The 26,848-nt window shown below is 64.3% G+C and carries 26 protein-coding genes and 1 tRNA gene; 16 read left to right on the top strand and 11 right to left on the bottom strand.

All coding sequences use genetic code 11. From position 1 onward, the window contains the following. Window positions 1-2: 2 nt before the first annotated feature. From AWY79_RS09800 to AWY79_RS09785, 4 genes are all read right to left on the bottom strand, one after another. A complete protein-coding gene (locus tag AWY79_RS09800; RefSeq protein ID WP_066803007.1) occupies window positions 3-929 on the bottom strand; it encodes an ABC transporter substrate-binding protein in 927 nt (308 codons plus the stop codon). Between the two features lie 118 nt (window positions 930-1,047). Then, a complete protein-coding gene (locus AWY79_RS09795; protein ID WP_248845107.1) occupies window positions 1,048-2,115 on the bottom strand; it encodes an SO_0444 family Cu/Zn efflux transporter in 1,068 nt (355 codons plus the stop codon). Window positions 2,116-2,197: 82 nt separating this feature from the next. Further along, window positions 2,198-2,554 (bottom strand): ArsR/SmtB family transcription factor, encoded by a 357-nt coding sequence (locus AWY79_RS09790; RefSeq protein ID WP_066803002.1) that lies wholly within the window; start codon window positions 2,552-2,554, stop codon window positions 2,198-2,200. 122 nt (window positions 2,555-2,676) lie between these two features. Continuing rightward, window positions 2,677-5,586, bottom strand: a complete 2,910-nt coding sequence (locus AWY79_RS09785) for an NAD-glutamate dehydrogenase domain-containing protein (protein WP_233490894.1) — start codon at window positions 5,584-5,586, stop codon at window positions 2,677-2,679. Window positions 5,587-5,850: 264 nt separating this feature from the next. Here AWY79_RS09785 and AWY79_RS09780 point away from each other — a divergent pair, with 264 nt between their 5' ends. Both AWY79_RS09780 and AWY79_RS09775 read left to right on the top strand, forming a co-directional pair. Continuing rightward, window positions 5,851-6,795: a chemotaxis protein gene (locus AWY79_RS09780; RefSeq protein WP_066802997.1), complete on the top strand. Its 945-nt coding sequence runs from the start codon at window positions 5,851-5,853 to the stop codon at window positions 6,793-6,795. Next, window positions 6,792-7,193, top strand: a complete 402-nt coding sequence (locus AWY79_RS09775) for an Hpt domain-containing protein (protein ID WP_335343120.1) — start codon at window positions 6,792-6,794, stop codon at window positions 7,191-7,193. The genes AWY79_RS09780 and AWY79_RS09775 overlap by 4 nt, the downstream gene beginning before the upstream one ends. A gap of 66 nt (window positions 7,194-7,259) precedes the next feature. On the opposite strand, the gene AWY79_RS09770 is transcribed toward AWY79_RS09775, so the two are convergent. The 3 genes from AWY79_RS09770 to AWY79_RS18365 form a co-directional block, all read right to left on the bottom strand. Then, on the bottom strand, window positions 7,260-7,769 hold the full coding sequence (locus tag AWY79_RS09770; RefSeq protein WP_066802994.1) for a hypothetical protein: 510 nt from the start codon (window positions 7,767-7,769) through the stop codon (window positions 7,260-7,262). 11 nt (window positions 7,770-7,780) lie between these two features. After that, entirely contained in the window at window positions 7,781-9,625 is a 1,845-nt protein-coding gene (locus AWY79_RS09765) for a UbiD family decarboxylase (RefSeq protein ID WP_066802991.1), read from the bottom strand. Between the two features lie 109 nt (window positions 9,626-9,734). Continuing rightward, the gene (locus AWY79_RS18365) at window positions 9,735-9,995 is read right to left on the bottom strand and encodes a hypothetical protein (protein WP_233490893.1); all 261 of its coding nucleotides are present in this window, start codon (window positions 9,993-9,995) and stop codon (window positions 9,735-9,737) included. A gap of 242 nt (window positions 9,996-10,237) precedes the next feature. On the opposite strand from AWY79_RS18365, the gene AWY79_RS09760 reads away from it, so the two are divergent. Next, window positions 10,238-10,642 carry a bacteriohemerythrin gene (locus tag AWY79_RS09760; RefSeq protein WP_066802980.1) on the top strand — a complete coding sequence of 135 codons (405 nt, stop codon included), beginning with the start codon at window positions 10,238-10,240 and terminating at the stop codon, window positions 10,640-10,642. A 62-nt stretch (window positions 10,643-10,704) separates the two neighbouring features. Here the strand turns inward: AWY79_RS09760 and AWY79_RS09755 are convergent. Next, window positions 10,705-10,781 (bottom strand) — tRNA-Arg (locus AWY79_RS09755). A gap of 167 nt (window positions 10,782-10,948) precedes the next feature. On the opposite strand from AWY79_RS09755, the gene AWY79_RS09750 reads away from it, so the two are divergent. Together AWY79_RS09750 and AWY79_RS09745 are read left to right on the top strand one after the other, a co-directional pair. After that, window positions 10,949-11,515: a UbiX family flavin prenyltransferase gene (locus AWY79_RS09750; protein ID WP_066802977.1), complete on the top strand. Its 567-nt coding sequence runs from the start codon at window positions 10,949-10,951 to the stop codon at window positions 11,513-11,515. A gap of 11 nt (window positions 11,516-11,526) precedes the next feature. After that, window positions 11,527-12,204, top strand: coding sequence for a metal-dependent hydrolase (locus AWY79_RS09745; protein WP_066802974.1), 678 nt, complete (start codon window positions 11,527-11,529; stop codon window positions 12,202-12,204). Window positions 12,205-12,354: 150 nt separating this feature from the next. On the opposite strand, the gene uvrC is transcribed toward AWY79_RS09745, so the two are convergent. Beyond that, window positions 12,355-14,163 (bottom strand): excinuclease ABC subunit UvrC, encoded by a 1,809-nt coding sequence (uvrC, locus tag AWY79_RS09740; protein ID WP_066807151.1) that lies wholly within the window; start codon window positions 14,161-14,163, stop codon window positions 12,355-12,357. A 280-nt stretch (window positions 14,164-14,443) separates the two neighbouring features. Here uvrC and AWY79_RS09735 point away from each other — a divergent pair, with 280 nt between their 5' ends. The 9 genes from AWY79_RS09735 to AWY79_RS09695 all read left to right on the top strand — a co-directional run bounded on the left by AWY79_RS09735 (window position 14,444) and on the right by AWY79_RS09695 (window position 23,036). After that, window positions 14,444-15,772: an outer membrane homotrimeric porin gene (locus AWY79_RS09735; protein WP_066802972.1), complete on the top strand. Its 1,329-nt coding sequence runs from the start codon at window positions 14,444-14,446 to the stop codon at window positions 15,770-15,772. Between the two features lie 256 nt (window positions 15,773-16,028). Continuing rightward, window positions 16,029-17,333, top strand: a complete 1,305-nt coding sequence (gene hisD / locus AWY79_RS09730; protein WP_066802970.1) for a histidinol dehydrogenase — start codon at window positions 16,029-16,031, stop codon at window positions 17,331-17,333. 25 nt (window positions 17,334-17,358) lie between these two features. Next, window positions 17,359-18,255, top strand: a complete 897-nt coding sequence (locus tag AWY79_RS09725; RefSeq protein ID WP_066802962.1) for a phosphoribosylaminoimidazolesuccinocarboxamide synthase — start codon at window positions 17,359-17,361, stop codon at window positions 18,253-18,255. A 422-nt stretch (window positions 18,256-18,677) separates the two neighbouring features. Continuing rightward, window positions 18,678-18,968 (top strand): 30S ribosomal protein S6, encoded by a 291-nt coding sequence (rpsF, locus tag AWY79_RS09720; protein WP_066802959.1) that lies wholly within the window; start codon window positions 18,678-18,680, stop codon window positions 18,966-18,968. 11 nt (window positions 18,969-18,979) lie between these two features. Beyond that, entirely contained in the window at window positions 18,980-19,243 is a 264-nt protein-coding gene (gene rpsR / locus AWY79_RS09715; RefSeq protein ID WP_014321549.1) for a 30S ribosomal protein S18, read from the top strand. A 12-nt stretch (window positions 19,244-19,255) separates the two neighbouring features. Then, on the top strand, window positions 19,256-19,798 hold the full coding sequence (gene rplI / locus AWY79_RS09710) for a 50S ribosomal protein L9 (protein ID WP_066802956.1): 543 nt from the start codon (window positions 19,256-19,258) through the stop codon (window positions 19,796-19,798). After that, a complete protein-coding gene (dnaB, locus tag AWY79_RS09705) occupies window positions 19,767-21,221 on the top strand; it encodes a replicative DNA helicase (protein WP_066802953.1) in 1,455 nt (484 codons plus the stop codon). The genes rplI and dnaB overlap by 32 nt, the downstream gene beginning before the upstream one ends. Window positions 21,222-21,242: 21 nt before the next feature. Further along, window positions 21,243-22,532, top strand: a complete 1,290-nt coding sequence (locus AWY79_RS09700; protein WP_066802950.1) for a phenylacetate--CoA ligase family protein — start codon at window positions 21,243-21,245, stop codon at window positions 22,530-22,532. Window positions 22,533-22,538: 6 nt separating this feature from the next. Next, a complete protein-coding gene (locus tag AWY79_RS09695) occupies window positions 22,539-23,036 on the top strand; it encodes a DUF456 domain-containing protein (RefSeq protein ID WP_066802946.1) in 498 nt (165 codons plus the stop codon). A gap of 13 nt (window positions 23,037-23,049) precedes the next feature. On the opposite strand, the gene AWY79_RS09690 is transcribed toward AWY79_RS09695, so the two are convergent. Beyond that, on the bottom strand, window positions 23,050-23,397 hold the full coding sequence (locus AWY79_RS09690; protein ID WP_066802944.1) for a carboxymuconolactone decarboxylase family protein: 348 nt from the start codon (window positions 23,395-23,397) through the stop codon (window positions 23,050-23,052). A gap of 101 nt (window positions 23,398-23,498) precedes the next feature. Here AWY79_RS09690 and AWY79_RS09685 point away from each other — a divergent pair, with 101 nt between their 5' ends. Then, window positions 23,499-24,350 (top strand): LysR substrate-binding domain-containing protein, encoded by an 852-nt coding sequence (locus tag AWY79_RS09685; RefSeq protein ID WP_233490892.1) that lies wholly within the window; start codon window positions 23,499-23,501, stop codon window positions 24,348-24,350. Here the strand turns inward: AWY79_RS09685 and AWY79_RS09680 are convergent. Then, on the bottom strand, window positions 24,347-25,231 hold the full coding sequence (locus tag AWY79_RS09680; protein WP_066802939.1) for a patatin-like phospholipase family protein: 885 nt from the start codon (window positions 25,229-25,231) through the stop codon (window positions 24,347-24,349). The genes AWY79_RS09685 and AWY79_RS09680 overlap by 4 nt on opposite strands. A gap of 155 nt (window positions 25,232-25,386) precedes the next feature. Between AWY79_RS09680 and thrC the strand changes: the two genes are divergently transcribed. After that, entirely contained in the window at window positions 25,387-26,835 is a 1,449-nt protein-coding gene (thrC, locus tag AWY79_RS09675) for a threonine synthase (protein WP_066802937.1), read from the top strand. The last annotated feature ends 13 nt before the right edge of the window (window positions 26,836-26,848 follow it).

Raw genomic sequence — 26,848 nt, 5'->3', positions numbered from 1 at the left:
GCTTACGGCTTGACGGGCGACAACGCTTGCGCGTCGGAAATCCGGGCCTTGAGCAGCCCCTTGGAGACCATCCACGCCTGGACGTCCTCCAGCTCCGCCGAGGTCGGCAGCGCGGGCGCGGGGAAGGGATAGACCGGGAATTCGGATATCAGGGGCTTGGGGATGCGGCAGGTCTCGGCCATGAGGGCGCGGTACTTCTCCGGGGCTTCCCGGAGCCGCTTCACGGCCTCGGCATAGGCCTTGACGAACCGCCGGTACCCTTCGCCGTCGTTCTCGAAATACCGCTTGCGCAGGCAGAGCACGGTCAGGGGCAGGTCCAGGTTCTCGGCCGTGGCCAGCACCCCGCCGCCCTTGAGCCGGGCCAGGGACAGGAGCGGCTCGGGCAGGAGCGCGGAGTCCACCTGGTCGGTGAGGAGCATCTGGAGGCGGATGGGCATCTTCTTGACCTCGGTCCGGACGAAGTACCCCTGGTCAACGCCGAGGCTCATTTCCAGCTTGTCGGCCAGGAACTCCATGACCGTGGACTTGGACAGGGCCAGGGAGCCCCCCCTCATACCGCCCAGGTCGCGGTCGCGGTTGGCGGGCGCGAGCGCGATGCCGAACATGGGATAGCCGGGCGTGGTCCGCCAGGAGGTCAGGGCGATGTGCATGGGCACGCCCTGGTTGAGCAGCAGATAGGTGGCCACCAGGTCGCCGAAATAGCCGTCGATCTGGCCGGTCTGCATGGCCGTGTCGCGCTCCAGGGCGGACATGAAGTTGACCAGGGTGACGTCCAGCCCGTTCTCGGCGAACAGGCCGTCCTTCTCCGCCACCTGGAGCGGCAGGGTATCGATGACCGGCAGGATGCCGAACCTGATGGAGACGGCGTCGGCGCGGGCGGCGGTCGCCATGGCCAGGATCAGGGCCAGGGCGAGGAAGAGTTTTTTCATGGTCGTTCCCCTCGAATTTGATGGCGGGCTATTAGCATGTTGCTCGGAGAAAAGAAAGGCGGGACAGCTCGCGCTAGCCCGCCTTCTCGCACGGTCCCGACCGGGACCGGACCTAGCCTCAGCCGTGGGATTCGTGATCCCGCTTCAGAAAACTGCGCGCCACCAGCAGGAGCGTGATCACGGCGGAGGTCACGCCCACCCAATGGGGCAGCAGCTCGCCCACCTCGGAGACCACGGCCCGGATGTCCAGGCCGAGCGCCGCGTAGAGATGGTCCGTGGCGTAGGCCAGGGCCAGGGAGCAGACGATGATGGACCCCACGTACAGCCCGGCGGCACGCCTGCCCAGCGTCTTGAGCATGACCGTGATGGTCGCGCCGTTGGTGGCCGGACCGGCCAGCAGGAAGACCAGGGCAGCGCCCGGCGAAAGCCCCTTGAGCAGCAGCGAGGCCGCGATGGGCGTGGACGCCGTGGCGCAGACGTACAGAGGCAGCGCCACCACCAGCATGGCCAGGTAGGAGAGCAGCCCGGTGCCCACGTAGCGGTCCAGGGCGTCGGCGGGCATGGCCGCGGAGATGACCCCGGCGATGAGCACGCCCACCAGCAGCCAGCGCCCGATGTCCGAGATCATCTCGCCGAAGGCGTACTCCATGCCGCTGCGGAACCGGGCCGCGACCGACTCTCCGGGCGGGACGGCGCAGGACCCGCCGCAGCCGCAGCCGGTGCAGGCCGCCGAGCTGTCGGACAACCCCGCAAGAGGCTGCGGCTCGGCCTTGCGGTCCGGAAAGGCGTTGATCAGTACCCCGGCGAACACGGCGGTCACGGTGGCGGCCAAGGGCCGGATCACGGTCATCAACGGGTCGATGAGCGCGTAGGTCACGGCCATGGAGTCCACCCCGGTCTCGGGGGTGGAGATCATGAACGCGGTGGTCGCGCCCTTGCTCGCGCCCTGCTTGCGCAGCCCGAGGGCGGCGGGCAGCACCCCGCAGGAGCACAGGGGCAGCGGCACGCCGATCACGGCGGCCTTGACCACCGAGCCGACGGAATCGCCCCCCAGGTGGCGGGCCATGAAGGAGTCGGGCACGAACGCCTTGAGCAGTCCGGCCACGAAAAAGCCGAAAAGGACATACGGCCCCGCCTCCACCAGAACGTTCCAGGAAGCGGCCAATATGCCCGTCAACAGATCGATCATTCGAAAATCCTCACACCTACGTCTTGTTCATGAATGAGTAGGTATTCATAAAATTGAACAAAAAAAAGGAGGAGGCGGGCTACGCCTCTTCCTTGATGTGGTCGAGTCCCTGCGAGACCAGGTTGCGCACGTGGTCGTCGTCCAGGGAGTAAAACACGTTTTTGCCTTCCTTGCGGTAGCGCACCAGCTTGGCGGCGCGCAGCAGCCGGAGCTGGTGGGAGATGGCGGACTGGGACATGTCCAGCACCTCGGCAAGGGCGCAGACGCACAGCTCGCCCACGGACAGGGCGAACAGGATGCGCACCCGGGTATAGTCACCCAGCGCCTTGAACAGCTCGGCCAGGAACAGGAACTCCCGCTCGGAAAGCATGGACTGCTTGGCCGAGGCCACGTTTTTGGCGTGCTGCTCGGTGTCACTGCATGCGATGTTCGACATTTCACTCACCTCGTATGAACATTCACTCATTTGTCATAACAGTATAACCAAGCGTTGCCGGATGTCAACCCCTCCCCGCTTCCGCCCGGCGGCGCGCGGTGCGCCGCCGGGCGACGGGGGGCCTAGCCCAGGCCGAGGCGGTCGAGGGTCAGGAGCTTGCGCCCGGAGTGGTCGAGGATGCGCTCGATCAGTTCGGCGTGGGACAGCCCGGCCTGCCGGACCTCGGCCAGCAGCCCGCCGACGACCTTTTCCTCGGCCAGGTAGCTGCGAACCACCTGGCGCACGTCGCGCAGGGAGACCAGCCGGTCGGCCCAGCCCATGCCCTCCTGGTACAGCATCTTGGCCGAGATGTAGGAGGCCAGCAGAGCCAGCTGGTGCGCCCTGGGCAGGTCGTTCACGATCCGCTCACGGAACCGCTCCACCAGGACCTGCGGGCAGTAGGCGAGCAGGACTTCGACAAGCTCCGGGTCGTCGGCCACCCGGTCCACGGACTCCATGAGTACTGCGTCCACGCGGTCGGCCAGGGTGTTGATGGACTCGGACAGGGCATAGGAGAGCTGGGTGATGGTCCGCTCTCCCCCGGCCAGCCTGTACTCGCGCATGAGCACCCGCGCCTCGGACCGGGCGCGCAGCCGGAGGATGTCCAGGAGCTGGGCCACGTAGTCGTCCTTGATCTCCAGGAACTCGGCCTCGCTCAGGATCAGCCCGGCCAGGATCTCGTAGGACGAGCAGATGACCCCGGTCTTGTTCGCCGAAGGGCCGGGCACGACGAGCGCGCCCGCCTGCTCCAGATGGGCGCGGGCGTCGGCGGAGATGAAGATGTTCGCGCCCTCGACGATGCCCCTGGCCGAGGGGGTCCCGTCCTTTTGCAGGAACTCCTTCCAATTGGACATGTTCACGGTGTCGGGCCTGCCGCCGGACGGGATGAAGATGTCGGCTACCACGGTGTTGTGCAGGGAGTTGCGCAGGCGCGTCCCGTCCGGATTGGCGGTGGACACGGCCAGCGCGCCCTGGCCCTTGAGCTTGGCGCGGTTGAAGTCCGCGGCCTTGAGGTCGTTGTCCATCAGCCGGAGCAGCTCGGCGTGGTCCATGCCCTCGGGGTCGTAGACCGCACCGTGGCCGTCGGTCATGGCCACGATGCGGGCGTTGTCGCCGTACTCGCGCATGAGGATGCGCATGACGTTGGAGGCCACGTCGCCCGCCGGGCCGCCCGTGAGCTTGACCGTGAAAGGCTGCTTGCGCGGGTCGATGCCGAGCGTGTGCAGCAGTTCCTCGGCGAAGACGATGACCCCCTCGGAGGTCACGCCGTATTTCTTGTGGGCGATGCCCGCCCCCGGCTTGGAGCTCATGAAGGCGCTCGGCCACTTGTAGCCGCGCTTGGCGGCCCGCTCGGCCATCCACTCGATGTGCGCCGGGGTGATGTTCTCGTCCGGGCCGAGGAAGATGATCTCCTCGCGGCCCAGGTAGTCCACGATGCCGGGCTGGACGAAACCGTCCGCGCCCTCGGGGATGACGAGCAGGTCCAGGAAGGAATCGACCATGGACTTCACCGCCAGGTCGATGTTGCCGTCCGGGCCGAGGAGGATGACCGCCTTGGACCCGCCCTCCGGGATGTCCTTGTTCTTGAACTGCTGCGCCTTGGCCAGCTTGGTGACCTCGTCGAAGAGGCGGTTGGACTCCACTTCGAACTGCTCCTGGCTCCAGGTCCGGACCACCCGGACCCCGCCGCGCGCCATGTCGCGGTAGCGCACCTGGAAGCCCCAGCTGTAGGGGCCGTGGAAGCAGTAGATGCCGAATGGCCGCTCCGCCCGGGGCAGCGGCGCCAGGATAAGCGGGTCCAGCCGGAAACTCAGGCCGAACTTGTGCTCCAGATAGTAGTTGGTCCGCAGGGTGTAGCGGAAGAACTTGTAGACGTAGTTCAGGATGTCGCGATGGATGGCGTTGCCCACGTCCTTGAGGGCCGCGCGCACCCGGCCGCGCAGCGTGGCCATGGCCTCCTCGCGGTTCCCTTCGAAGGCGGGATTGAACCGGGCGTCGAAGAACTCGAACAGCAGCTTGGTCACGTCCCTGTGCTTGAGCAGGGCGTAGACCACGCGGCTGGACGGATAGGCGTGCAGGTCCCTGCGGATGAGGAACTGGTGGGCGAATTCGCCGGCGGCCTGCATGAGCATGACCTGGCCCAGCTCCCACCCGTCCTCATAGGCCAGGGCCTCCAGACCGTGGGCCGCGAACCACTTGCACATCTCCAGCTGGCGCTCGATGCGCCGCCACCGCTCGCCCTCGGGGTCCAGGTCGATGCGGTTCGTGTCGAGGTAGAAGCTCATGATCGAGATGGACGGCTTGTCGCCCCGGTCGAACTCGTCGGCATAGGCCCGGTCGACCGGCACGCCTTCGCGCGCCAGGACGTTGACCACCCGGTGCAACAGCCCCTTTCTGGGCGGCTGGACCATGGCCACGGAGATGCGGTCGAACCCGTCGTGGATGTTCTTCTCCAGCAGGACCTGGACCCGGTCGTGGCCCTCCACGCAGCCGCAGGTCCGGAAATGGCGCACGGCGCGGCCCGGCTCGAACTTCTCCAGGTAATCTTCGTTGACCTGGCCGAGAAACCGGGTGAACCCTTCCAGCTCGCCGGAATCCAGGGAGATGTTCCCGGCCTTGGCCTGGGCCAGGATTTCCTGGAGCTGGACGTTGTCCGCCGCGCAGGCGGGCTGCGGCCCGACCACGAAGGTGTCCAGCCGCAGGGTGTCGTCGCGGCTGGAATAGATGCGCGCGGTCTGGATGTCCATGTCGCGGTACTGCTTGAGCACCCAGCCGAGGGTGTCCATGTCCCCGCCGGGGGAGATGTGCGTCACCCGCGAACCGCACGGGCTGTGCAGGGCGATGGACTGCTTCTCCTCGCGGACCATGCCCGAAAGCAGCGCCCGCAGGTGCTGCAACTGCTCGTCCTCGCTGTGGGTGAGAAAATAATATTCCGGCATCTCGCCGTAAAACCACGGAATGAGCTCCTCGGCCGAGTCTTGCAGGGTTTTCACGAGCTTATCCTGAATTTTCGCTTGCTCGGTCGGATACTTCCCGTTCATTGTTCTTCTCCCTTGTGTTTGGGGGACAGTTTATTTCCCTATCGTTGTGCATGGGCCGATGCATTGCGTCAACCCCCTGCGCCGGTTCCCCCCAACCGATCGAGACGTTATAAATGTGAGCGTTATCAATCTAATGGCGTGGACATAAAAAAGGCGAAAGCGTATGAATGGGTATCACTCAGACTCGGGGACGCCGTCCCGAAACGGGAGACAGACATGAGCAAAAGCGCAATCGATACCGGAATTCTGTTGGAAACAGGCACCAACGAGCTTGAAATCCTGGAATTCTATATCAATGAAATCCGCAAGCCCGGCGAGGACCCGGTTCCCAACTTCTTCGGCATCAACGTCGCCAAGGTCATGCAGGTCATAGAGACGCCCAACCTGGAGCCGCCGGAATCGGCGCCCCACCCTTCCTTTATGGGCACCATCCCCCTGCGCGACCTCATCCTGCCCGTGCTGGACCTGTCGGTCTGGCTGGAGCTGGACATGCCCAAGACGGAACGGGACATCGTCATCGTCACCGAGTTCAGCAAGTCCGTGACGGGCTTCCTGGTCTCCGGCGTGACCGAGATCCACCGCGTGGGCTGGGGCGAGGTCATCCCGCCGTCGAGCATCATTTCCACCAACACGGACGCCATCGTCGGCCTCATCGACAAGGGCGACTACTTCGTCCAGCTCCTGGACCTGGAGACCATCCTGTCCCAGTTCGAGCCGGACGACGGCGTGCAGATGGCCGTGTCCGCCCATGAGTACAAGGTCCTCGTGGCCGACGACTCGGCCACCATCCGGGCCATGATCAAGTCCAACCTGGCCGAGGCCAACTTCAAGCCGCTGATCACCAACAACGGCGACGAGGCGTTGCGCACCATCCTCAACCTGAAGGCCAAGGCAGAAGAAGAGGGCAAGGACATCACCGAGTACGTGGACCTGGTCATCTCGGACATCGAGATGCCGCTCATGGACGGGTTCAGCCTGACCAAGAACATCAAGCAGGATCCGGTCTTGCGCAAGCTGCCGGTGATCCTGTACTCTTCCATCATCACGAACGAGCTGCGGCACAAGGGCGAATCCGTGGGCGCGGACATGCAGATATCCAAGCCCGATCTCCACACCATCCCGCAAGTCGCACTGGAACTCATTGAAGGTGGTGCAGGTTGATTCAACGAGGCGACGAGGTTCTTGAAATATTCCTTGAGGAAACGGCCGAACGGCTCGACTCCATCGAGTCGGGCCTTCTCCGTTTGGAAACGTGCGGCCTGGACTGCAGCCAGGAGACCATCAACTCCATCTTCCGCGATGCCCATTCGGTCAAGGCGGGCTCCAATCTCCTCAAGCTGACCAACGTCGAGGACCTGGCCCACAAGCTGGAGAACGTCCTGGAGATGATCCGCAAGCAGAAGATCAGCCCCTCGGAGATCATCGTCACCGCCTGCCTGGAGTCCGTGGACAAGCTGCGCGAGCTGATCGAGAACGTGGAGCGCAGCGAGACCATCTCCACCCGGCTGCACAAGCACATGCTCGAAGCCGCGGTACAGAAGACCCTGGACGGGGAATAAATTCCTTTTCCAAATGGAAAGGCCGCACCCGGACGGGCGCGGCCTTTTTTTCGTTCTCGTGAAGGCCTAATTCCGGAATTTCGCCAGCAGATCCTGGGCGTCGCTCATCTGGCCGAACGACGTGTTCTTGAAGACCTCGCTCTCCACGGCCTTGAGGAACTCCTCGTAGGTCATGACCCGGAAATCGAGCATCACGCCCTTGACCCGAAAGTACAGTTCGAGGAAGGCCAGCAGCGGCTCGTCGGCCAGGCACCGGGCCACTTCCTGGGCGCTGGCCAGAGTGGTGAACGGCTTGTTCGCCCCGCCGACGTGGAACATGTCCAGGCCGGATTTTCCGTCCGTGACCACGCCCAGCAGGTTGAAGGTGGACAGCTTGGCCTTGAACTCCTCGGTCAGGTCCGGGAAGGCCAGAATCTCCTTCTTGGGGAACATCCCCACAAAGACCATCTGCCCGTTCTCCTCGGCCATGGTGTGGCGGAAGACGCTCTCCTCCCGGTTCTTGCGGGCCGCCTTGACGGTCTCGTAGAGATCGCAGGCAAAGGCGAGTTTCAGTTCCTGGGTGATCTTTTCGTCCATGTGGTTCTCCCTCAGATGATTCCGTGCAGGGGGCCGCCCTTGGCTCCCAGTTCGTCCACGCGCCGTTCCACCTCGGGGTCCGGTTCCAGCGGCGGCGCGTGATAGGTCTTGAGCCGGGCGTCGATGACGATCGCCTTTTCGGCCCCCCAGTGCTTGGCGTGGGTGAAGCCCCCCGCGCCGTAGATGTCCGTGGCCGGGTCCGAGCGGGTGAAGGTCACCCACAGGAAATTGTCCCAGTTCGCGGCGGTGAAGTTCGCGTCGTCGGCCACCACGATCATGGGGAACCGCTCGATGCCCTCCACCCGGGCGAACAGCTCGCCCAGCCGCTCCAGGGCCGGGTCCTGCTGGTCGCGCTTGCGGCGGTGCTTGGGTCCCTTGAGGACCAGGATGCCGGGCGCGAAGACCTGCGGGTCGCGGAACCCGCGCGGCAGGTCCAGGCCGGACGGCAGCTCGGTCCCCAGCTCCCGCTTGCGGCTCCCGGCCGCGGCGAAAACCAGCTTGGACCCCTGGTTCAGGCTGATGCCGGAATAGTCCAGGGTGTCGATGGTGGTCCGGGTGATGAAATGGAGATCGCGGGTCAGGTCCGCCCGCTCCAGCAGGTGGCGGAAGAAGCCCGGCACGTCGTGGCAGGTCAGCCCGTAGGGCAGGTCCTCCCGCGCCGCGATGAGCACGTACTTGGAGAGCGAAGTCTGGGTGTTGCCGAGCAGCGCCATGGCGTTGGTCAGAAGCTCCTGGGGCTGGCGCTCCGCCGCGTAGGGGACATACCGCTCGCTGCCCACGGCCAGGAGCAGCGGGTGCACCCCGGCCGCGTCCACGGCGTGGACCTCGTGCACCCCGGAGAAGACCGACGGGACCAGCTCGGCGGTCAGCTCGTGCACGAACTGGCCGAACATGGTGTCCTCCTGCGGCGGACGGCCCACGGTGGTGAACGGCCAGACCGCGTCGTCGCGGTGAAAGACCTTGTCCACCTTCAGGACCGGGAAGCCGTGGGCCAGGCTGTAGTAGCCCAGATGGTCGCCGAAGGGGCCTTCGGGCTTTTCCTCGCCCAGGGTCACATGCCCGCAGATGCAGAAATCCGCCTGGGCCGGGATGGGCAGCCCGCCGGGCCGGCGGACCATGGGGATGCGGTGGCCGCCGAGCGCCCCGGCGAAAAAGAGTTCGGCCAACCCCTCGGGCAGCGGCATCATGGCCGCCAGGGTCATGGACGGCGCGCCGCCGACCACGACGTTCACCTTGAGGGGCACGCCCCGCCGGATGGCCTCGGCGTGGTGGTGCCCGATGCCCCGGTGGATCTGGTAGTGCAGCCCCACTTCGCGGTCCTTCTCGTACTCGTTGCCGGTCAGCTGGACGCGGTACATGCCGAGGTTGGACCCCGCGAAGCCGGGGTTGGACGGGTCCTCGCTGTAGACCTGGGGCAGGGTCACGTACGCCCCGCCGTCCATGGGCCACGACTTGAGCCGGGGCAGGCTCGAAACGGTCGTCTCGTTGGCCGTGACCGGGCCGGACCCGACCCGTCTGGGCAGGGTGTGCCAGGCGGTCACCGGGGCCTTGAGATACCGCCACGGATGCTTGAGCAGCTCCATGGGGTCGAGCTTGAGCTTCATCAGCCGCTCCACCGTCTCGAGGGTGTCGCGGAAGATGAAGCGCATGCGCTCCCGCGTGCCGTAGATGTTGGCGGCCATGGGGAAGCGGCAGCCGCGCACGTTGTTGAACAACAGCGCCGGCCCCTTGGCCTGGAAGACCCTTCGTTGGATGGCGCCGATCTCAAGCTCCGCGTCGACGGACTTGTCGATGCGGACGAGATCGCCCTTGGCCTCGAGCGCGTCGAGGCAGTCTCGCGTGTTCCTGTATCCCATTGCGGTTCCCGTTGAATTGGTTGTGGCGAGACAATCTAGACGGAAAAGGAGGAAAAGTTAAGCGGAGAATCGGGAAGCGCGCGCGGTCCCCCATGTGGGCGGGAAACCGCTATTGTCGCGACGAGGGCGGCTGCCAGACGCAATCGAAGAGGACGGGGTCCGCCTGCCGGAAGGACGGATGGGAATCCTCGTCGAGAGGCTTCATCCACCTTGAGGCGAGATTGCGGCAGGTGTTGCAGAATTCCTCGGGATACGTGCAGACCAGGCAATAGGGCCTGTAGTCGTCGCAGCTCAAGGAATTCCAGGGACGCTGGTGCCCGAGGATGCACTTCTTGTGGTGGAAGACACACTCCAGGCAATTGTTTGACATCGTTACCATTTTACGCATGTTATACACCTCCGAACCGGGTATGATCTCAGTTTCACATGCAATCACAGGCAGCGCATTTTTAGTATTATAATCCGTCCGGAACTCGGCGAAAAATGAGGCCGTCCCCCCCGTTTTTCGCCCCAACTTACCGAAAAGACGGGCGGTCCGGCGCGTCCCTCCGCCGCCACTTGTCATTTGCGGGGCATCTGCTAGATTCGCCGGAACAAAACCGGAGGGCGCCTATGCCGTTGATGCAATGGGACGAGACCATGTCCGTGGGTTTGGATGAACTGGACGAGCAGCACATGGAGCTGATCGCCCTGATCAACGAGGCGTTCGAGGCGATCCAGCGTAGCGACGAGTCTCGCCTGATGGAACTGGTGGACCACATGCGCGAGTATGCCGAGGTACATTTCGAGACCGAGGAGTCGGTCATGCGCAGCTGCGGCTTCCCGGAGTTGGATGCCCACCGGGAGATGCACGGCCAATTCGCCGAGAAGGCGGAGGATTTCCGGCGCACCATGCGGTCCAGGACCAACCTGACCGAGATCTTCATCTTTCTGAGCCGCTGGCTGACCAACCACATCATGGTCGAGGACCGCAAGCTGCTCCCCTACCTCCCCCCGCGCAACGACGAAGGCGCGTAGCCCGGCTGGTCCCGAAAAAGAAAAAGCCCCTGCATCGGCAGGGGCCTTTTTTCGTTTCGCGGTGGCGGGCTATGCAGGATTCGAACCTGCGACCTCTTGCTCCGGAGGCAAGCACTCTATCCAACTGAGCTAATAGCCCGCGGGAAGGAAGTAGCTATACTTCGCCTACTCCTTTGTCAAGACTATACTATGCGCGCCGGAAATGAAACAACGAACCGCAGGGAAACGGCGCAGGCCGGTTTCCCCTTGCAAAAAAGTCTAAAAAAAGTCTATATCACACAGCAACGGATCAGGGCAGGAGTTCCCATGGGCACGAAACGCATCATCCTGGGGGTCAGCGGCGCCAGCGGCACCCTCTACGCGGAAGCGCTCGTCCGCGCTCTCGGCGGACGCAGCGACGTGGAGCTGCACGTCATCATCTCCGCCGCCGCCCGCAAGGTCCTGGCCGTGGAAACCGACCTCGCCCCCGAGGCCCTGGAACGCGGCGCCGCCGGGGTGCACGCCCCGGAGGACATCGCCGCCCCGCCCGCCAGCGGCTCCTGGAAGCACGACGGCATGATCGTCTGCCCCTGCTCCATGGCCACCCTGTCCGCGGTGGCCAACGGCTACGGCCACAACCTGCTGCACCGCGCCGCCGACGTGACCCTCAAGGAGCGCCGGAGACTGATCCTGGTCCCGCGCGAGACCCCGCTCTCGGACATCCATCTGCACAACATGCTCGCGGCCTCACGGGCCGGGGCAGTCATTCTACCGGCCAGCCCGGGCTTCTATCACCGCCCGGCAACCATCGAGGACCTGACCGCCCACTTGGCCGGAAAGATCCTCGATCAACTGGATATCCCCCACGACCTGTACCGGCGATGGGGGGAGTAGGAGAAGCGCCAATGGAGATTACCTGGTTCGGCCACGCGAATTTCAGACTCAAGGCCGCCGACGCCACCCTGTTCATCGACCCCTTCTTCGTGGGCAACCCGAGCGCCCCCGCCGACTACAGGGACATCGATGAGTGCAACCTGATCCTCGTCACCCACGACCACCACGACCACATCGGCCAGACCCTGGAGCTGGCCATCAAGCACGACGCCGAGGTGGTCGCCATGTTCGACATCATCCGCGACCTCATCGAGCTGGGCCTGCCCGAGCACCTGGGCGTGGGCATGAACATCGGCGGCACGGTCACCCGCCTGGGGCTGGACATCAAGATGGTCCAGGCCATGCACTCGTCCGTGCACGGCATGCCCGCGGGGTTCATCATCACCGACCCCAAGGGGTTGTGCGTCTACAACTCCGGCGACACCGGGCTGTTCGGGGACATGGAGCTGTTCGGGAAATTCCACGACATCGACGTGGCCATGCTGCCCATCGGCGGACGGTTCACCATGGACGCCCGGCAGGCCGCCTACGCCTGCTCGCTGCTCCAGTGCAAGAAGATCATCCCCCAGCATTGGGGGACTTGGGGCATCCTGGACCAGAACACCAAGGCGCTGGCCGAACAGCTCGCCCTGGTCGCGCCGGGCACCGAACTGCTCGAACTGGCCGTGGGCAAACCGGTCACGCTCTAGGCGCGCCTCGAACGCCTCAATCTCCGCCCGGGCCCGTCCCTTGAGGCGGCCGTCCGGTTTCGCCGCCCCTGAGATCGCGGCCATGTCTTCGACGGACAGCTCGAAATCGGCAATCGCCAGGCTTTCGGCCGGCCGCTTCGGCTGCGGAAATCAGCGGGTGGCGCGCAACGCCTGGAGGGCTTCGAATATCTTTCCGCCCCGCTTGGGGCCGATGCCGGGCAGCCCGGCGATCGCCGCGCCGTCCGCCTCCAGCATGGCCTCCAGGGATTCGAAATGGTCCCACAGAATGCGAGCGGTCTTGGGCCCTATGCCGGGCAGGGAGGTCAGCTCGCTGCTCAAAACCGCCTTCTTGCGCGCCCGTCGCTGGCGGCCCAGCACGAAACGGTGGGCCTCGTCGCGGATCTTCTGCAGAAAGAGCAGCTCCGGGCTGCCGGGCTTGAGCGGCATTGGGTTCTTGCGGCCCGGCCGGAAGATCACGTCGCCCAGCTCGCCCGCCCGCCGGGACTCGCCCTTGGCGATGGCCGCCAGCTCCCAGCCGCACTCCAGGGTGCACTCTGCCAGCCCCTTCTCCACCGCGGACAGCTGACCGCGTCCGCCGTCGATGAGCACCAGGTCCGGCCACGGCGGGCCGGACTCCATCCTGCGCCTGGCCCATCCGGCCAGGGCCGCGTAGTCGTCCCCCGCGCCCTCCAGCTCCGGGAAGGCATAGAGCCGCGAGGCCTCCGGGCTGCGCCGCCCGTCCTCGAAGACGACCTGGCCCACGCGCATGTCCGTGCCGCCCAGGTGCGAGGCGTCCACGCATTCGATGCGCACCGGCTCCTCGGGAAGCCTGAGCGCCTTTTGCAGCCGCGAGGCTATGGACTCGCGCACTTCGGTGGCCTGGGCCGCCACGTTTCGGGCGATGCCGAGGAGCTGTTTCTCCTGGGTGGACTTGGGCGGCGCTATGCGCACGCTCGCGCCGCCGCGCTCGGCCAGGACCTCGTCCAGGGGCGTGTCGGCCAGGTCCATGGGGGTGATGATCAGCGACGGAATGAACCGTCCCGGCCCGTAGAACTGGCCGATGAAGCTCTCCACAACCTCCACGCCCTCGTCCAGGGTCAGCCCCGGCCAGAAAAACTGTTTCTGGTCCAGCAGCCGCCCCTGGCGCACGAAGAGCAGCCCGAGCCCGAGCCCCTGCGGGGTCTCGGCCAGGCCGATCACGTCGCGGTCGCGGTTGTCGTGGATCACGGCGGCCTGCCCCTCCACGGTCTTGCGCACGGCCCTGATCTGGTCGCGGTAGGCGGCGGCCCGTTCGAATTCGAGGGCCTTGGACGCCTCCTTCATGCGGCGGGTCAGCCCGTCCACCAGCTCCATGCTGCGGCCCGACAAGAGCATCTCCACCCGGTGCACCATGTCCGCGTATGCCTCGCGGTCCACATCCAGGACACAGGGCGCCCAGCATTGGCCGATGTCGTGGTACAGGCAGGGCCGCACCCGATTGCGAAAGGCGGTGTCCTTGCACTTGCGCAAAGGGAAGACCTTGCCGAGCAGCTTCCAGACCGTGCGCGCGGCCGACGCCGAGGTGAACGGCCCAAAATAGACCGACCCGTCGCGGACCACCTTGCGGGTCATGGACAGCCGGGGGAACTCGGCCGTCCTGTCCAGCCGGAACAGGACGTACTGCTTGTCGTCCTTGAGAACCACGTTGTACCGGGGCCGGTGCTTCTTGATCAGCCCGGACTCCAGGAGCAGGGCCTCCTTTTCCGTGGCCGTGAGCAGGATGTCGATGTGCCGGATGCGGCTCACCAGGGCGCGGGTCTTGGGGGTGTGCGCCGCCGCGTTGCGGAAGTAGGAGGAGAGCCTGCGGCGAAGGTGCTTGGCCTTGCCCACATAGAGGATGCGCCCCCGTCCATCCTTCATAAGATAGACGCCGGAAGTGTCCGGGAAGTTGGCGGCAAAAAATTTGTACTCGGTATCCATGGCGGTGTGGTATTTTTTCAACACAAAATCAGGCGGAACCCACTATACGGGAAAATGCGGAACAAATCACCCTTCGACAAAACGCCAATAACATGTCGTAATTTTTTACATTAATTCAACAACAGGAGCACCGTGAGTTCAATTTTTTGGCCGGTAAAAAAATTTTTACCTTTTTCATTTTTTTGGTCCCAAACCCTTGCAATGGCTCCTGAGGTGGGGTAAACGGAATCCAGTTAGGCGTTAACTTGGTCTTGAATCGCAAAAAAAAGGAAGAACCACTATGAAACGTTTGGTTATGCTCGCAGTCGCCCTGACCCTGGTCCTGGGCATGGCTGTTTCCGCATCCGCCGCTCCCGAGGTTTCCATCTCCGGTAACCTGCTCGTGAACGCCGTGTGGAATGACAACTGGAACTTCGCCAAAAACAATGCCAACAAAGAGTCCATGCGCATCATGGAACGTGCTGACCTGTACTTCACCGTCACCGCCAACGAGAACCTGAAGGGCGTCCTCGGCCTTCGTTCCGACCGCGGCGAGTGGGGCAAGGGCGGCTTCGCTCTGGGTCAGCCCGGCAGCGCTGGCACTGCTCAGATGAACATCCGTGATGCTTACATCGACTTCAACTGGCCCGGCACCGACGTCAACGTCAAAGCCGGTATCTACACCGTTGCTCTGCCGCAGTCCGTCGGCTCCGCTTCCATGATCGTTGCCGAGCGCGCTGGCGCCGTCATGGTCACCGCTCCGGTTACCGACAACGTCTCCGTCCTGGCTGGTTACACCCGCCTGGCCAACGACAACGACACCACCACCATCCCTGGTACCACCATCCCCACCGACAACAGCGCCGCCAACGACGACAACTACCTTGACGGTTACCTGATTGCCGTGCCCCTGAACTTCGAAGGCATCTCCCTGACCCCGTTCTTCCTGTACGGCGCCCTGGGTGACAACTTCAACGGTTCCGGCGAAGATGGCTCCGCTTACTGGTATGGTACCAACTTCACCATGTCCATGTTTGACCCGTTCATCATCAAGGCCGACTTCAACTACGGTAAGGCTGACTACGACACCGACACCCTGGATGCTTCCGGTTGGATGGGCGCCATTGGCCTGGACTACACCGGCTTTGACTTCATGACCGTGTCCGCTTTCGGTGTCTACACCTCCGGTGACGACGACGACGCTACTGATGGCGCCGAGACCATGCCCGTCCTGGACGGCGACTGGGCTGTCGGTTCCTTCTTCTTCGGTGGCGGCCTCATCACCGGTGACGACATCAACGGCAACGACACCTCCCTCGGCTTCTGGACCATCGGCCTGTCCCTGACCGGCATCCAGTCCTTCGCCCAGGGCCTGACCCACGACTTCCACGTCCTGTACGCCGAAGGTACCAACGACACCCGCGCCGCCCTCGGCGCCCGTGGCAACTACCTGACCGAGAAGGACTCCCTGTGGGAAGTTGACTTCAACACCGCTTACGCCGTGTACGACGAGCTGACCCTGTACGGCCAGCTGGGTTACATCAACAGCGACTTCTCCGAGAACGTCTGGGGCGCCAACCTCAAGGACGACGCTTGGAAGGTTGCCACTGGTGTTGTCTACAAGTTCTAAGCTCGCTTAGAACCTTAAGCTGAAAAGCTTAAACGCCAAGTAACGCCAGAGGGCCGGGGAGTGCAAACCCCGGCCCTCTTTTCATTTTGCCGGACAGGACCACCGAACGCTCCCGTCCGAACAGTGAGGAGAACGGCGCGCAACACGCCACGGGCCGCTATTCTTTCCCCCGCCGCTCTCGACTTTTGAACGCCCCTCGGCTATATAATTTCTCCTTGGACGCACACTGCCAATCAATCCTTCAAAAGAGGTCTTCATGCCCTGTAGAGAAATGACCTTTGCCAGCCGGGCCGACTGGGCCGCCATTCAGGGCTGGCTCGAAAAGCGCAAGGACCCGGACACCAAGGTGGACGCCATCGTCCGGGACATCCTCGCCAACGTGCGCGAGCGCGGCGACGAGGCACTGACCGAATACACCCGCAAGTTCGACTGCGAAACTTTCGAAACCGCCGCACTGCGCGTTCCCGCGCAGCTGATCCACGACGCCCTGGAGGCAATTCCTTCGGAAGATATCGAAATTCTGGAAGAAGCCATCCATCGCGTACGAACCTTCCATCTGAACCAGAAGGAAAAATCCTGGTGGACCACCGATGAGGACGGCACGATCCTGGGCCAGATGGTCCGCCCGGTGGACCGCGTGGGGCTGTACGTTCCCGGCGGCCAAGGCGGTGAGACGCCGCTCGTCTCCAGCCTGATCATGAACGCCGTTCCGGCCCAGGTGGCCGGGGTCCCGTCCATCGCCGTGACCTCGCCCCCGCGCAAGGACGGCACCCTGAACCCGTACATACTGGCCACCGCTGCGCTGCTCGGCCTCGACGAGATATTCCTCGCCGGGTCCGCCTGGGCCATCGCGGCGCTGGCCTACGGCACCGAGACCATCGCGCCCTGCGACGTGCTGGCCGGTCCGGGCAACATCTTCGTGGCCACGGCCAAGTCCCAGCTCATCGGCCACGTGGGCATCGACATGGTGGCCGGTCCGAGCGAGATCGCCATCCTGGCCGACTCCTCCGCCACTCCCGCCTGGCTGGCCGCGGACATGCTCTCCCAGGCCGAACACGACCCGCTGGCCGCCTCCATCCTGGTCACCCCGGACACGGAGCTGGCCGCCGCCGTGCGCGCCGAGCTGGTCACCCAGTGCGACGCCCTGCCCCGCTGCGAGATCGCGGCCAACTCGCTGAAGAGCTGGGGCGCGATCATCACCGTGCCCGACCTCGAAACCGGCGCGGAGCTGATCAACCTGCTGGCCGCCGAGCACCTGGAGCTGGCCCTGGCCGACCCGTGGTCCATGCTCGGCTCCATCCGCCACGCCGGAGCGATCTTCATGGGCCACAATTCGCCCGAACCCGTGGGCGACTACTTCGCAGGGCCGAACCACGTGCTCCCCACCCTGCGCACGGTGCGCTTCTCCTCGGCCCTGTCGGTCCAGAATTTCTGCAAGAAATCGAGCGTGATCGCCGCAAGCCCCGGCTACGTCGCCGAGCACGGCGCCAAGATCGCCCGCCTGGCGCGGCTGGAAGGGCTCGAAGCCCACGCCCGCAGCGTGGAACAACGCAACAAGTAATATCATTTTAAAAGAGGGAATATTCATGGCAGCCGTTTTTGAGACCAACATCACCGAGTACCCGCTCATCTCCCGGGGCAAGGTCCGCGACATCTACGAAATCGACGCGGACACCCTGCTCCTGGTGACGACGGACCGTCTCTCGGCCTTCGACGTGGTCATGCCCGACCCCATCGAGGACAAGGGCAAGGTCCTGAACCAGATCACCCTGTTCTGGATGGACATGATGAAGGACCTGGTGCCCAACCACATCATCGCCACGGATGTGGACGAATATCCGGAACCGCTGCGCAAGTACCGCGACCAGCTCCAGGACCGCTCCGTGCTGGCCAAAAAGGCCAAGCCCCTGCCCATCGAGTGCATCGTGCGCGGCTTCATCACCGGGTCCGGCTGGTCCGACTACAAGAAGACCGGCGAGGTCTGCGGCCACAAGCTGCCCGCCGGGCTGAAGGAATCCGAGATGCTCGAAACCGCCCTGTTCACCCCGTCCACCAAGGCGGACCTGGGCGAGCACGACGAGAACATCTCCCTGGACAAGGCCGCCGAGCTGCTGGGCGAGGAGATGATGCGCAAGGTCGAGAAACTGGCGCTCGACATCTACACCCGCGCCCGCGACTACGCCAAGGCGCGCGGCATCCTCATCGCGGACACCAAGTTCGAGTTCGGGACCATCGACGGCGAGCTGATCTTCATCGACGAGGCCCTGACCCCGGACTCCTCCCGGTTCTGGCCCGAAGACGGCTACGTGCCCGGCCAGTCACAGCCGAGCTTCGACAAGCAGTACTTCCGCGACTGGCTGGTGGAGATCGGCTTCAACAAGCAGCCGCCCGCGCCGCGCATCCCGGCCGACATCGCCGCCCGGACCCGCGCCAAATACCTTGAAGCCTACAGGCTTCTGACCGGCGAGGACCTCAAGGTCTAGTGTCGCGTCCTGTTGGTTGCATCATCGGCAATCGGGCGCGGCACGATAGCACCCGTCCGGGTGAAGCGCCGCTGAAAGCGGCGGAGCAAGCCGAAAACCGCGTTTTTCGGACAGCGATCCCAAGCGGAACAATTGTTCGTGTATTTCGCGGACACCATAGGAGGGAGACGACATGCCCGAATGGTTGCAGCTCATAGCCCTGGTGATCGTGGGGCTGGCCGTAGGCCGCCTCATCCGGGGCAAGTTCGGCGGGGGCTGAGGCCCCGGCAGCGACAGGTGCGGTTGGAAGCCGCCCGAAAAGAAAGACGACAAGTAGAGGGATGGGGGGGCCTCTTGACAGACGGCCCGTTTCCCAATATGTAACCCCTCTTGCCTTGCTCTCCCCATGTGGTGGAGGGCCAATGACCAAAAGGAGTACCAAAATGGCAAACAATTACGAGACGCTCGTCCTGCTCTCTCCGGAGCTGGCTGAGGAAGACAGGAGAACCATCCTGGACACCCTCACCGGCATCGTGGATCGCGACGGCGGCAAAATGGTTGAGACCGACGACTGGGGCATGCGCCAGCTGGCCTACCCCGTCCAGAAGCAGACCCGTGGATACTACGTTCGCATGGTGTACGAAGCCCCCGGCGCGCTGGTTGCCGAGCTTGAACGCAACATCCGCATCACCGACGGCATCTTCAAGTTCATGACCGTCAAACTGGCTGCCTAGGAGGTTTCACCATGGCATTTCGCAAGAAATTCACCCCGAGGAAAAAGTTCTGCCGCTTCTGCGCGGACGCCGAACTTCCCCTGGATTACAAGCGCCCGGACATCCTCCGGGATTTCGTCACCGAGCGCGGCAAGATCATTGCCCGCCGCATCACCGGCACCTGCGCCAAGCACCAGCGCCGGCTGACCAACGAAATCAAGCGCGCCCGTCAGATGGCCCTGCTTTTCTACACCACCGTTCACAGCACTGATGTGAAGAAGCGGAGCTCCATGTAGGAGGGAGGACCGATGAAACTTATTTTACGCGCTGACGTCGACTCTCTGGGTCGACTCGGAGACATCGTCACTGTCAAGCCCGGCTACGGCCGCAACTACCTGATCCCGCAGGGTCTGGCCAAGCCGGCCACCAAGGCGAACCTGAAGGCCTTCGAGCTGGAACGCCGCAAACTGCAGGAGCAGGCCGATTCCCTGCGCGCCCAGGCCGAAGGTCTGGCCGAGCGCATCGCCGCCACCCCGATCGAGATCGAGGTTCGCGTTGGCGACGGCGACAAGCTGTACGGCTCCGTCACCACCTCCAACATCGGTGACGCCATGGAAGCCGCCGGCATCGACATCGATCGCCGCAAGATCCTGCTGGCCGAACCCATCCGTTCCCTGGGTGAATACGACATCGAAATCCGTCTGCACCCCGACGTCATGGGCGAGCTGAAGCTTGCCGTGGTCCGTCATGGCGGCCCCGTTGTCGAGGAAATTGAAGAACCCGCAGAAAAGGCCGAGGCCGTCGAGGAATCCGTAGCGAATGCCGAAGACGCCGAAACCGCAGAGGCCTAGATCAGGCCAATACGCTGATAATCCGGAAGAGGCCCTGGACAGGGCCTCTTCCGATCTCTTACGCAAAGTCCCCCCGCACTCCCTTGAAGCGGAGCAGGCCGTCCTCGGCGGCGTGTTCCAGTCCGAGCACATGTTCCACCAGCTGGTGGACATCATCGGCCCGGACGATTTCTATTCTCCCGTCCACCGCGACATCTTCAAGTCGTTCGTCCAGCTCTACGACGACCACCAGCCCATCGACGTGATCACCGTGGCCAACCAGTTGGCCAAGAACGACACCCTGGACACCGTGGGCGGGCCGGTCTATCTGGCCGAACTCTCCGATTCCGTGGTCAGCGCCTCCAACGCCCTGCACCACGCCCAGATCGTGCGCGACAAATGCATCCTGCGCGAACTGATCGACATTTCTAGCGGCATCATCTCCAACTGCTTCTCCTCGCGCGACGTGGGCGAGGTCCTGGACGAATCCGAGAAGGAAATCTTCCGCATCGCACAAAGCAAGGAGATGCGCGGCCTGATGTCCAGCGGCCAGCTCGTGCCCAAGGTCTTCGACGAGCTGACGGCCCGCTTCAACAACAAATCCGTGGTCACCGGCATCCAGACCCACTATCACGACTTCGACGCCATGACCGCCGGGTTGCAGAACTCCGACCTGATCATCATCGCGGGCCGCCCGTCCATGGGCAAGACCGCCTTCGCCCTGAACGTGGCCCTGCGCGCCGCGGCCCGGTCCGAGTGTCCCACGGCCATCTTCTCCCTGGAAATGTCCATGGAGCAGCTCATGACCCGTCTGCTCGCCGTGCAATCCAAGGTGGAGCTGTCCAACCTGCGTACCGGCTACCTGGACGACTCGGACTGGAACAAGCTCTACGAGGGCGCGGACGTCCTGAGCAAGGCCCCGATCTACATCGACGACACCCCGGCCCTGTCCACCCTGGAGCTCCAGGCCCGCTGCCGCCGCCTCAAGGCGGAGCACAACCTCGGCCTGATCGTCATCGACTACCTCCAGCTCATGCGCTCCAGCGCCCGGCCCGACTCCCGCGAGCAGGAGATCTCGGACATCTCCCGGCACCTCAAGGCGCTGGCCAAGGAGCTGGACGTGCCGGTCATCGCCCTGTCCCAGCTCAACCGCAAGGTCGAGGAACGCACGGACAAGCGGCCCATGATGTCGGACCTTCGCGAATCCGGGGCCATCGAGCAGGACGCGGACATCATCATCTTTCTCTACCGCGACGCCGCGTACAACAAGAGCGAGGACAACCCGCTCAAGAACCACGCGGAAGTCATCATCGGCAAGCAGCGCAACGGTCCCACCGGCCGCTGCGAGCTCTTCTTCAAGAAGGAATACACCCTGTTCGAGAACATGGACGCCACGGCCTATCCCTCCGAACTGCCCGAGGGATTCCACCAGGACTCCGACTAACCCTAATCCTGCGGAACCGCTATGTACTACGATCCAGTAGAAGCCATGGACCGCGCCGCCCTGGAGGAACTCCAGGTCGAACGCCTGCGAGAGACCATCGAGAACGCCAAACGCTCGCCCTTCTACGCAGAGCGGTTCAAGTCCATCGACCCGAACGACATCAGGACCCCGGCCGACGTGGCCAAGCTGCCCTTCACCACCAAGGACGACCTGCGCAGCCAGTATCCCCACGGCCTGCTGACCAAGCCCCTTGAGGAGTTCGTGCGGCTGCACGCCTCCAGCGGCACCACCGGCACCCCGGTGGCGGTCTTCTACACCCAGAAGGATCTGGATACCTGGGCCGACCTCATGGCCCGGTCCATGTACTGTTGCGGCTGCCGCAAGACCGACGTGCTCCAGAACACCTCCGGCTACGGGCTGTTCACCGGCGGTTTGGGCATCCACTACGGGTCCGAGCGCCTCGGCATGCTGACCATCCCGGCGGGCGCGGGCAACACCAAGCGCCAGATCAAGCTCATCCGCGACCACCAGGTCACGGTCCTGCACATCATCCCGTCCTTTGCCCTGTATTTCGCCCAGAAGGTGCGCGAGGAAGGATTCGAGCCCGAGGACATGCCGTGGCGCATCGCCCTCATCGGCGCCGAGCCGCACACCGAGGAGGCCCGCGCCAAGATCGAGAAGCTGATGCACATCAAGGCGTACAATTCCTACGGCCTCTCCGAGATGAACGGCCCGGGCGTGGCCTTCGAGTGCGTGCACCAAAACGGCATGCACCTGTGGGAGGACGCCTACATCGCCGAGATCATCAACCCCGAGACCGGCGAACCCGTGGCCGAGGGCGAAGTGGGCGAGCTGGTCATGACCACCCTCACGCGCGAGGGCATGCCGATCATCCGCTACCGCACCCGCGACCTGACCCGGTTCATCCCCGGCAAGTGCGAGTGCGGACGCACCCACCGGCGCATCGACCGCATCACCGGCCGGGCCGACGACATGATGATCTTAAAGGGCGTGAACATCTATCCCATGCAGATCGAGCAGTGCCTCATGGCCATGCCCGAGGTGGGCCAGAACTATCTCATCGAGCTGGTCAGCGACGGCATCTCCGACCAGATGAAGGTCAAGGTCGAGATCAAGGACGAATTCTTCGTCGAGGACATGCGCGCCCTGCAAGGCTTGCAGAAGCGCATCGCCAAGAATCTGTGCAGCGAGATCCTGGTCACCCCGCGCGTGGAGCTGTGCCAGTCCGACTCCATCCCCAAGGCCGAGGGCAAGGCCGTCCGCGTGGTGGACCTGCGCGACAAGGAATAGGCCCGCATGGAATACTTCTGGGCCATCCTGCTCATCCTGGGGCTGATGCTCTCCCAGGTGCTCCAGATATTCAGCCTGCCCGCCAACTGGCTGGCCCTGGCTCTGGTGGCGCTGTGGAAGTACGTCTACCCCGAGTCCATGACCTGGAACTACGTGCTCCTGCTCGGCGTGGCCGCGGCCATGGGCGAAGCGCTGGAGTTCGCGCTCCAGGCCTGGGGCGCGGGCCGCTACGGGGCGTCCGTGCGGGGCAACCTGGGCGGCATCGTCGGGGCCATCGCCGGAGCGATCTTCGGCGCGTCCTTCCTCTTCGGCCTGGGGGCGCTCATCGGCGCCCTGGGCGGCGCGTGGCTCGGCTGCCTGGTGGCCGAAATGCCCGGCCGCACCCGGCCCGAGGCCTTGCGCGCCGCCAAGGGCGCGTTCGTGGGCAAGGCGCTGGGCTTCACGGTCAAGACCGCCATCGGCGCGTCCATGGTCATCCTGTCCATCCCCCGCATCTGGCCCTAGGCAGGGCTCTCGCCTATTCCATAACCCCGTTCTCGACGAGGTACTCGATCACCCGCACGGTGTTGGCCGAGGCCATGGTCCCGCCGAGCGAGACCGCCACTGCGCACGATTCGAGGATCTCGCCCGCCGTGGCTCCCAGCTCCAGGGCCGCGTTGGTCTGGAAGAGGATGCACCCTCGGCAGCCGCTGACCAGCGCGCCGACAAGGGCCATGAGCCGCTTGTGCTTCCCGCCGACCTCGCCGTCCTTGTACACCTCCATGGTGTGCGCCTCCTGCGCCTGCGTCAGTTCCGGCATGGCCCGCTTGAAGGCGGCCCAGTTCCTTTCGATGTTCTTCCGAAGTTCCGTCTGATTTTCGAGCATGGCGTCTCCTTGCTTTTGTTTCCGTCACTATGGCCGGGCGCAAGGCATTCGATAAACGAATTATTTTCATTTAAGACATAAGCATGCTTGATGAGACATCCTTGATCCAACTCCCGCCCGACCTGCTGCGTACCTTTGTGGCAGCGGCCGACAGCGGCAGCTTCACCCGGGCGGCCCCGCTTGTTCACCGCACTCAGTCGGCGGTGAGCATGCAGATGAAACGGCTGGAGACCGACCTGGGAAGGGAGCTGTTCCGGCGCGAGGGACGCGGTGTGGCCCTGACGACCGAGGGCGATGTGCTCTACAGGTATGCCCGGCGGCTGCTCGACCTGCACGACGAGGCCCTTGTCGCCATCGGCACCCCCCGGATGCACGGCGTGGTCCGCTGCGGCGCGCCCGAAGACTACGCCACCCGCTATCTGCCGGGCGCGCTCCAACGGTTCGCCGCCGCCCACCCGAGAGTTCAGGTGGACGTCTACTGCGATGACTCCTCAAGGCTGCGGGAAATGTACCGGGCCGGTGAGCTGGACGTCGTTCTGACCACCGAAGAAACCGCCGGGGCCGTGGATTCGCGCCCGCTGCCCCTGGCCTGGCTGGTGGCCGACAGAGGAGCGCCCGTGGAGCGCCGCCCATTGCCCCTCGCCCTGTACCACCAGGGCTGCCTGTACCGGCGCAACGGGCTGGCCGCACTGGAGCGGGCGTCCATCCCCTACCGCGTGGCGTATGGCAGCCCGAGCATGACGGGCGTCCTGGCGGCCATCCGCGCCGGGCTTGCCGTGGGGCCTGTCTCCGTGGGCACGGTGGCCGAGGGCTGCCGCCTGGCCGTGCCCGGCGACGGATTGCCGGAAATCCGGCCCGTCGCCATTCAACTCAGGGCCGGACGGAACAAGAGGCCGGCCATCCTGGAGGCCTTCGCCGGGTTCATGCGCCAGGAACTGCTCCTCGTCCCCTAACGGGAGCCGAGGATCTTGGGCAGCTTCTCCCCGGCAAGGTCGTAGCCGTAGCGGATCATGGGCGCGGCCTTGTCGAAGTCCATCAGGCTCCCCAGGTTGATGGGGATGTCCAGCACCGCGTCGGGCGGATAGGCCGCGATCTTCTGCCGGGCGATGGTCCCCTGCATGGCGTCGAAGGACTTGTAGAGGATATCGTAGGCGCGGAATTCCTTGCGCTTCATGGAAATCTTGTCGGTCAGGCTGCCGATGAAGTCGGCCACGGCATTGGACAGTCCCGAACCTTCCTCCTCTCCCGAAACCTTGTCTGCGGATATCTCCACGCCTTTCACCGGAGGGGCGCAGAGATTGACCGCGATGGTGAAATCGTTGCGGTCGCTGAAGGTCGGGGCGATGGGCACCGGGTTGAGGATGCCGCCGTCGATGATGTCCTCGCCGTCGATGACCACGGGCTTGAAAAAGATCGGCAGGGCGATGGACGCCTTGACCGCGTCGAAGACCGGTCCCTGGGTGAACCAGACCTCTTTGCGCCGGGAGATGTTCGCGGCCACGGCGGTGAAGTTGATCGGCAGGTCCTCTATGCGCGCCTCGCCCACCAGGTTGCGCAGGGTCTCGATGAGCCGGTCGCCCTTGATCAGCCCGTCCAGGCCGAAGGAGACGTCCAGCAGGGCGAGCATGTCCCGCTTGGTGATGGCGCGCGCCCAGCGCTCGTATTCATCGAGCTTGCCGATGGCGTGGATGCCGCCCACCAGCGCGCCCATGGAGCAGCCCGAGATGGCTTTGATCTCGCAATCGTGTTCCTCCAGCCAGCGGATGACGCCGATGTGGGCCAGCCCGCGTGCGCCGCCGCTGCCCAGGACCAGGGATATGGTTCTTTTCTTCATGGATTCTCCCGGACGGCCGAAGGCGGTTTCGCCCTGCCGTCCCGCTGTTTGCGAGGCCAGCCTACACAATTTCGACTTGCCATTCACTACCTTTTAAGCGAACCTTTCATGCCCTTTTCGGGCATGGAGAGAACCTTTTTTCACCGGGTGAGCCAATGACTGCCGATCTGTTTCCTTCCTACCGCGGACACATGGAATACTTCTGCCTTGGTTGCGGCAAGCGATTCCCCACGGACGAGCTGTACTACACCTGCCCCGACTGCGGCGGCGTGTTCCTGCTCGACAACCTGAATTTCGACGAACTCAAGAAGACCTCCGGCGAACAGTGGCGCGCCATCTTCGACGGCCGCGCGGCCTCCAAGAAGATCGCCCTGCGCGGCGTCTTCCGGTTCTACGAACTGATGGCCCCGGTGCTGGAGGAAGAGGACATCGTCTACCTGGGCGAGGGCAACACCCCGGTCATCGAGTCCAGCCCCACCCTGCGGGCGGCCACCGGCCTGCGCACGGCCTACAAGAACGACGGCCAGAACCCGTCCGCGTCCTTCAAGGACCGGGGCATGGCCTGCGGCTTCTCCTACCTGCGCTCCCTGATCCGCAAGAACGGCTGGGACCAGATCCTGACGGTCTGCGCCTCCACCGGCGACACCTCGGCCGCCGCCGCGCTCTACGCCTCCTACGTGGGCGGAGCCATCAAGTCCGTGGTCATCCTGCCCCACGGCAAGGTCACCCCGGCCCAGCTGGCCCAGCCGCTCGGCTCCGGGGCCGTGGTCCTGGAAGTGCCCGGCGTGTTCGACGACTGCATGAAGGTGGTCGAGCACCTGGCCGACAACTACCGCGTGGCCCTGCTCAACTCCAAGAACGCCTGGCGCATCCTGGGCCAGGAGTCCTATGCCTTCGAATGCGCCCAGTGGTACGACTGGGACATGAAGGGCAAGTGCATCTTCGTGCCCATCGGCAACGCGGGCAACATCACCGCCATCATGGCCGGTTTCCTGAAGCTGCACGCCCTGGGCGTGATCACCGACCTGCCGCGCATCTTCGGCGTGCAGTCCCACCACGCGGACCCGGTCTACCGCTACTACGCCGTGGACGACCCCAAGGAGCGCGCCTACAAGCCCATGAAGGTCAGCGCCTCCGTGGCCCAGGCGGCCATGATCGGCAACCCCGTCTCCTTCCCGCGCGTGAAGTACTTCGCCGAGAAGTTCGAGGCCGTGGGCGGCAAGGAAGCGTTCCAGGTCATCCAGGTCACCGAGCAGCAGATCATGGACTCCATGATCCAGGCCAACCGCAACGGCCACATCGCCTGTACCCAGGGCGGCGAGTCCTTTGCCGGGGCCAAGCGGGCCTTGGAGCTGGGCCTGGTCTCCAAGGACGAGCTGTGCATCCTCGACTCCACGGCCCACCAGCTCAAGTTCGTGGATTTCCAGAACATGTATTTCGACAACGCCTTCCCGCCCGAGTTTGAGGTCCAGCCGGACATGGCCCTGGCCAACAAGCCGCAGCTGATCATCTCCCCGGAGGAGAAGGAAGCCCTGTCCGAGGCGGACTACACCCGCAAGACCGCCGACCTGGTGGTCGCCAAACTCGGACTGGAAAAGAAATAGCCGGAGCCCACGC

The sequence above is a fragment of the Pseudodesulfovibrio indicus genome (genome assembly GCF_001563225.1).
In the GTDB taxonomy this organism is placed as follows: Bacteria; Desulfobacterota; Desulfovibrionia; order Desulfovibrionales; family Desulfovibrionaceae; genus Pseudodesulfovibrio; species Pseudodesulfovibrio indicus.
The sequence above is the reverse complement of the archived record's forward strand: the minus strand, read 5'-3'. Positions and strand labels throughout refer to the sequence as shown.

Excerpts from the sequence above, each read along its gene's own strand:
- AWY79_RS09790 (WP_066803002.1), bottom strand. The coding sequence starts at position 2,554 with ATGTCGAACATCGCATGCAGTGACACCGAGCAGCACGCCAAAAACGTG.
- rpsF (WP_066802959.1), top strand. The coding sequence starts at position 18,678 with ATGGCAAACAATTACGAGACGCTCGTCCTGCTCTCTCCGGAGCTGGCT.
- uvrC (WP_066807151.1), bottom strand. The coding sequence starts at position 14,163 with ATGGATACCGAGTACAAATTTTTTGCCGCCAACTTCCCGGACACTTCC.
- AWY79_RS09700 (WP_066802950.1), top strand. The coding sequence starts at position 21,243 with ATGTACTACGATCCAGTAGAAGCCATGGACCGCGCCGCCCTGGAGGAA.
- AWY79_RS09725 (WP_066802962.1), top strand. The coding sequence starts at position 17,359 with ATGGCAGCCGTTTTTGAGACCAACATCACCGAGTACCCGCTCATCTCC.
- AWY79_RS09750 (WP_066802977.1), top strand. The coding sequence starts at position 10,949 with ATGGGCACGAAACGCATCATCCTGGGGGTCAGCGGCGCCAGCGGCACC.
- AWY79_RS09690 (WP_066802944.1), bottom strand. The coding sequence starts at position 23,397 with ATGCTCGAAAATCAGACGGAACTTCGGAAGAACATCGAAAGGAACTGG.
- AWY79_RS09800 (WP_066803007.1), bottom strand. The coding sequence starts at position 929 with ATGAAAAAACTCTTCCTCGCCCTGGCCCTGATCCTGGCCATGGCGACC.
- AWY79_RS09770 (WP_066802994.1), bottom strand. The coding sequence starts at position 7,769 with ATGGACGAAAAGATCACCCAGGAACTGAAACTCGCCTTTGCCTGCGAT.
- AWY79_RS09680 (WP_066802939.1), bottom strand. The coding sequence starts at position 25,231 with ATGAAGAAAAGAACCATATCCCTGGTCCTGGGCAGCGGCGGCGCACGC.
- rpsR (WP_014321549.1), top strand. The coding sequence starts at position 18,980 with ATGGCATTTCGCAAGAAATTCACCCCGAGGAAAAAGTTCTGCCGCTTC.
- rplI (WP_066802956.1), top strand. The coding sequence starts at position 19,256 with ATGAAACTTATTTTACGCGCTGACGTCGACTCTCTGGGTCGACTCGGA.
- AWY79_RS09765 (WP_066802991.1), bottom strand. The coding sequence starts at position 9,625 with ATGGGATACAGGAACACGCGAGACTGCCTCGACGCGCTCGAGGCCAAG.
- AWY79_RS09695 (WP_066802946.1), top strand. The coding sequence starts at position 22,539 with ATGGAATACTTCTGGGCCATCCTGCTCATCCTGGGGCTGATGCTCTCC.
- AWY79_RS09780 (WP_066802997.1), top strand. The coding sequence starts at position 5,851 with ATGAGCAAAAGCGCAATCGATACCGGAATTCTGTTGGAAACAGGCACC.
- AWY79_RS09735 (WP_066802972.1), top strand. The coding sequence starts at position 14,444 with ATGAAACGTTTGGTTATGCTCGCAGTCGCCCTGACCCTGGTCCTGGGC.
- dnaB (WP_066802953.1), top strand. The coding sequence starts at position 19,767 with ATGCCGAAGACGCCGAAACCGCAGAGGCCTAGATCAGGCCAATACGCT.
- hisD (WP_066802970.1), top strand. The coding sequence starts at position 16,029 with ATGCCCTGTAGAGAAATGACCTTTGCCAGCCGGGCCGACTGGGCCGCC.
- AWY79_RS09745 (WP_066802974.1), top strand. The coding sequence starts at position 11,527 with ATGGAGATTACCTGGTTCGGCCACGCGAATTTCAGACTCAAGGCCGCC.
- AWY79_RS09760 (WP_066802980.1), top strand. The coding sequence starts at position 10,238 with ATGCCGTTGATGCAATGGGACGAGACCATGTCCGTGGGTTTGGATGAA.
- AWY79_RS18365 (WP_233490893.1), bottom strand. The coding sequence starts at position 9,995 with ATGTCAAACAATTGCCTGGAGTGTGTCTTCCACCACAAGAAGTGCATC.
- thrC (WP_066802937.1), top strand. The coding sequence starts at position 25,387 with ATGACTGCCGATCTGTTTCCTTCCTACCGCGGACACATGGAATACTTC.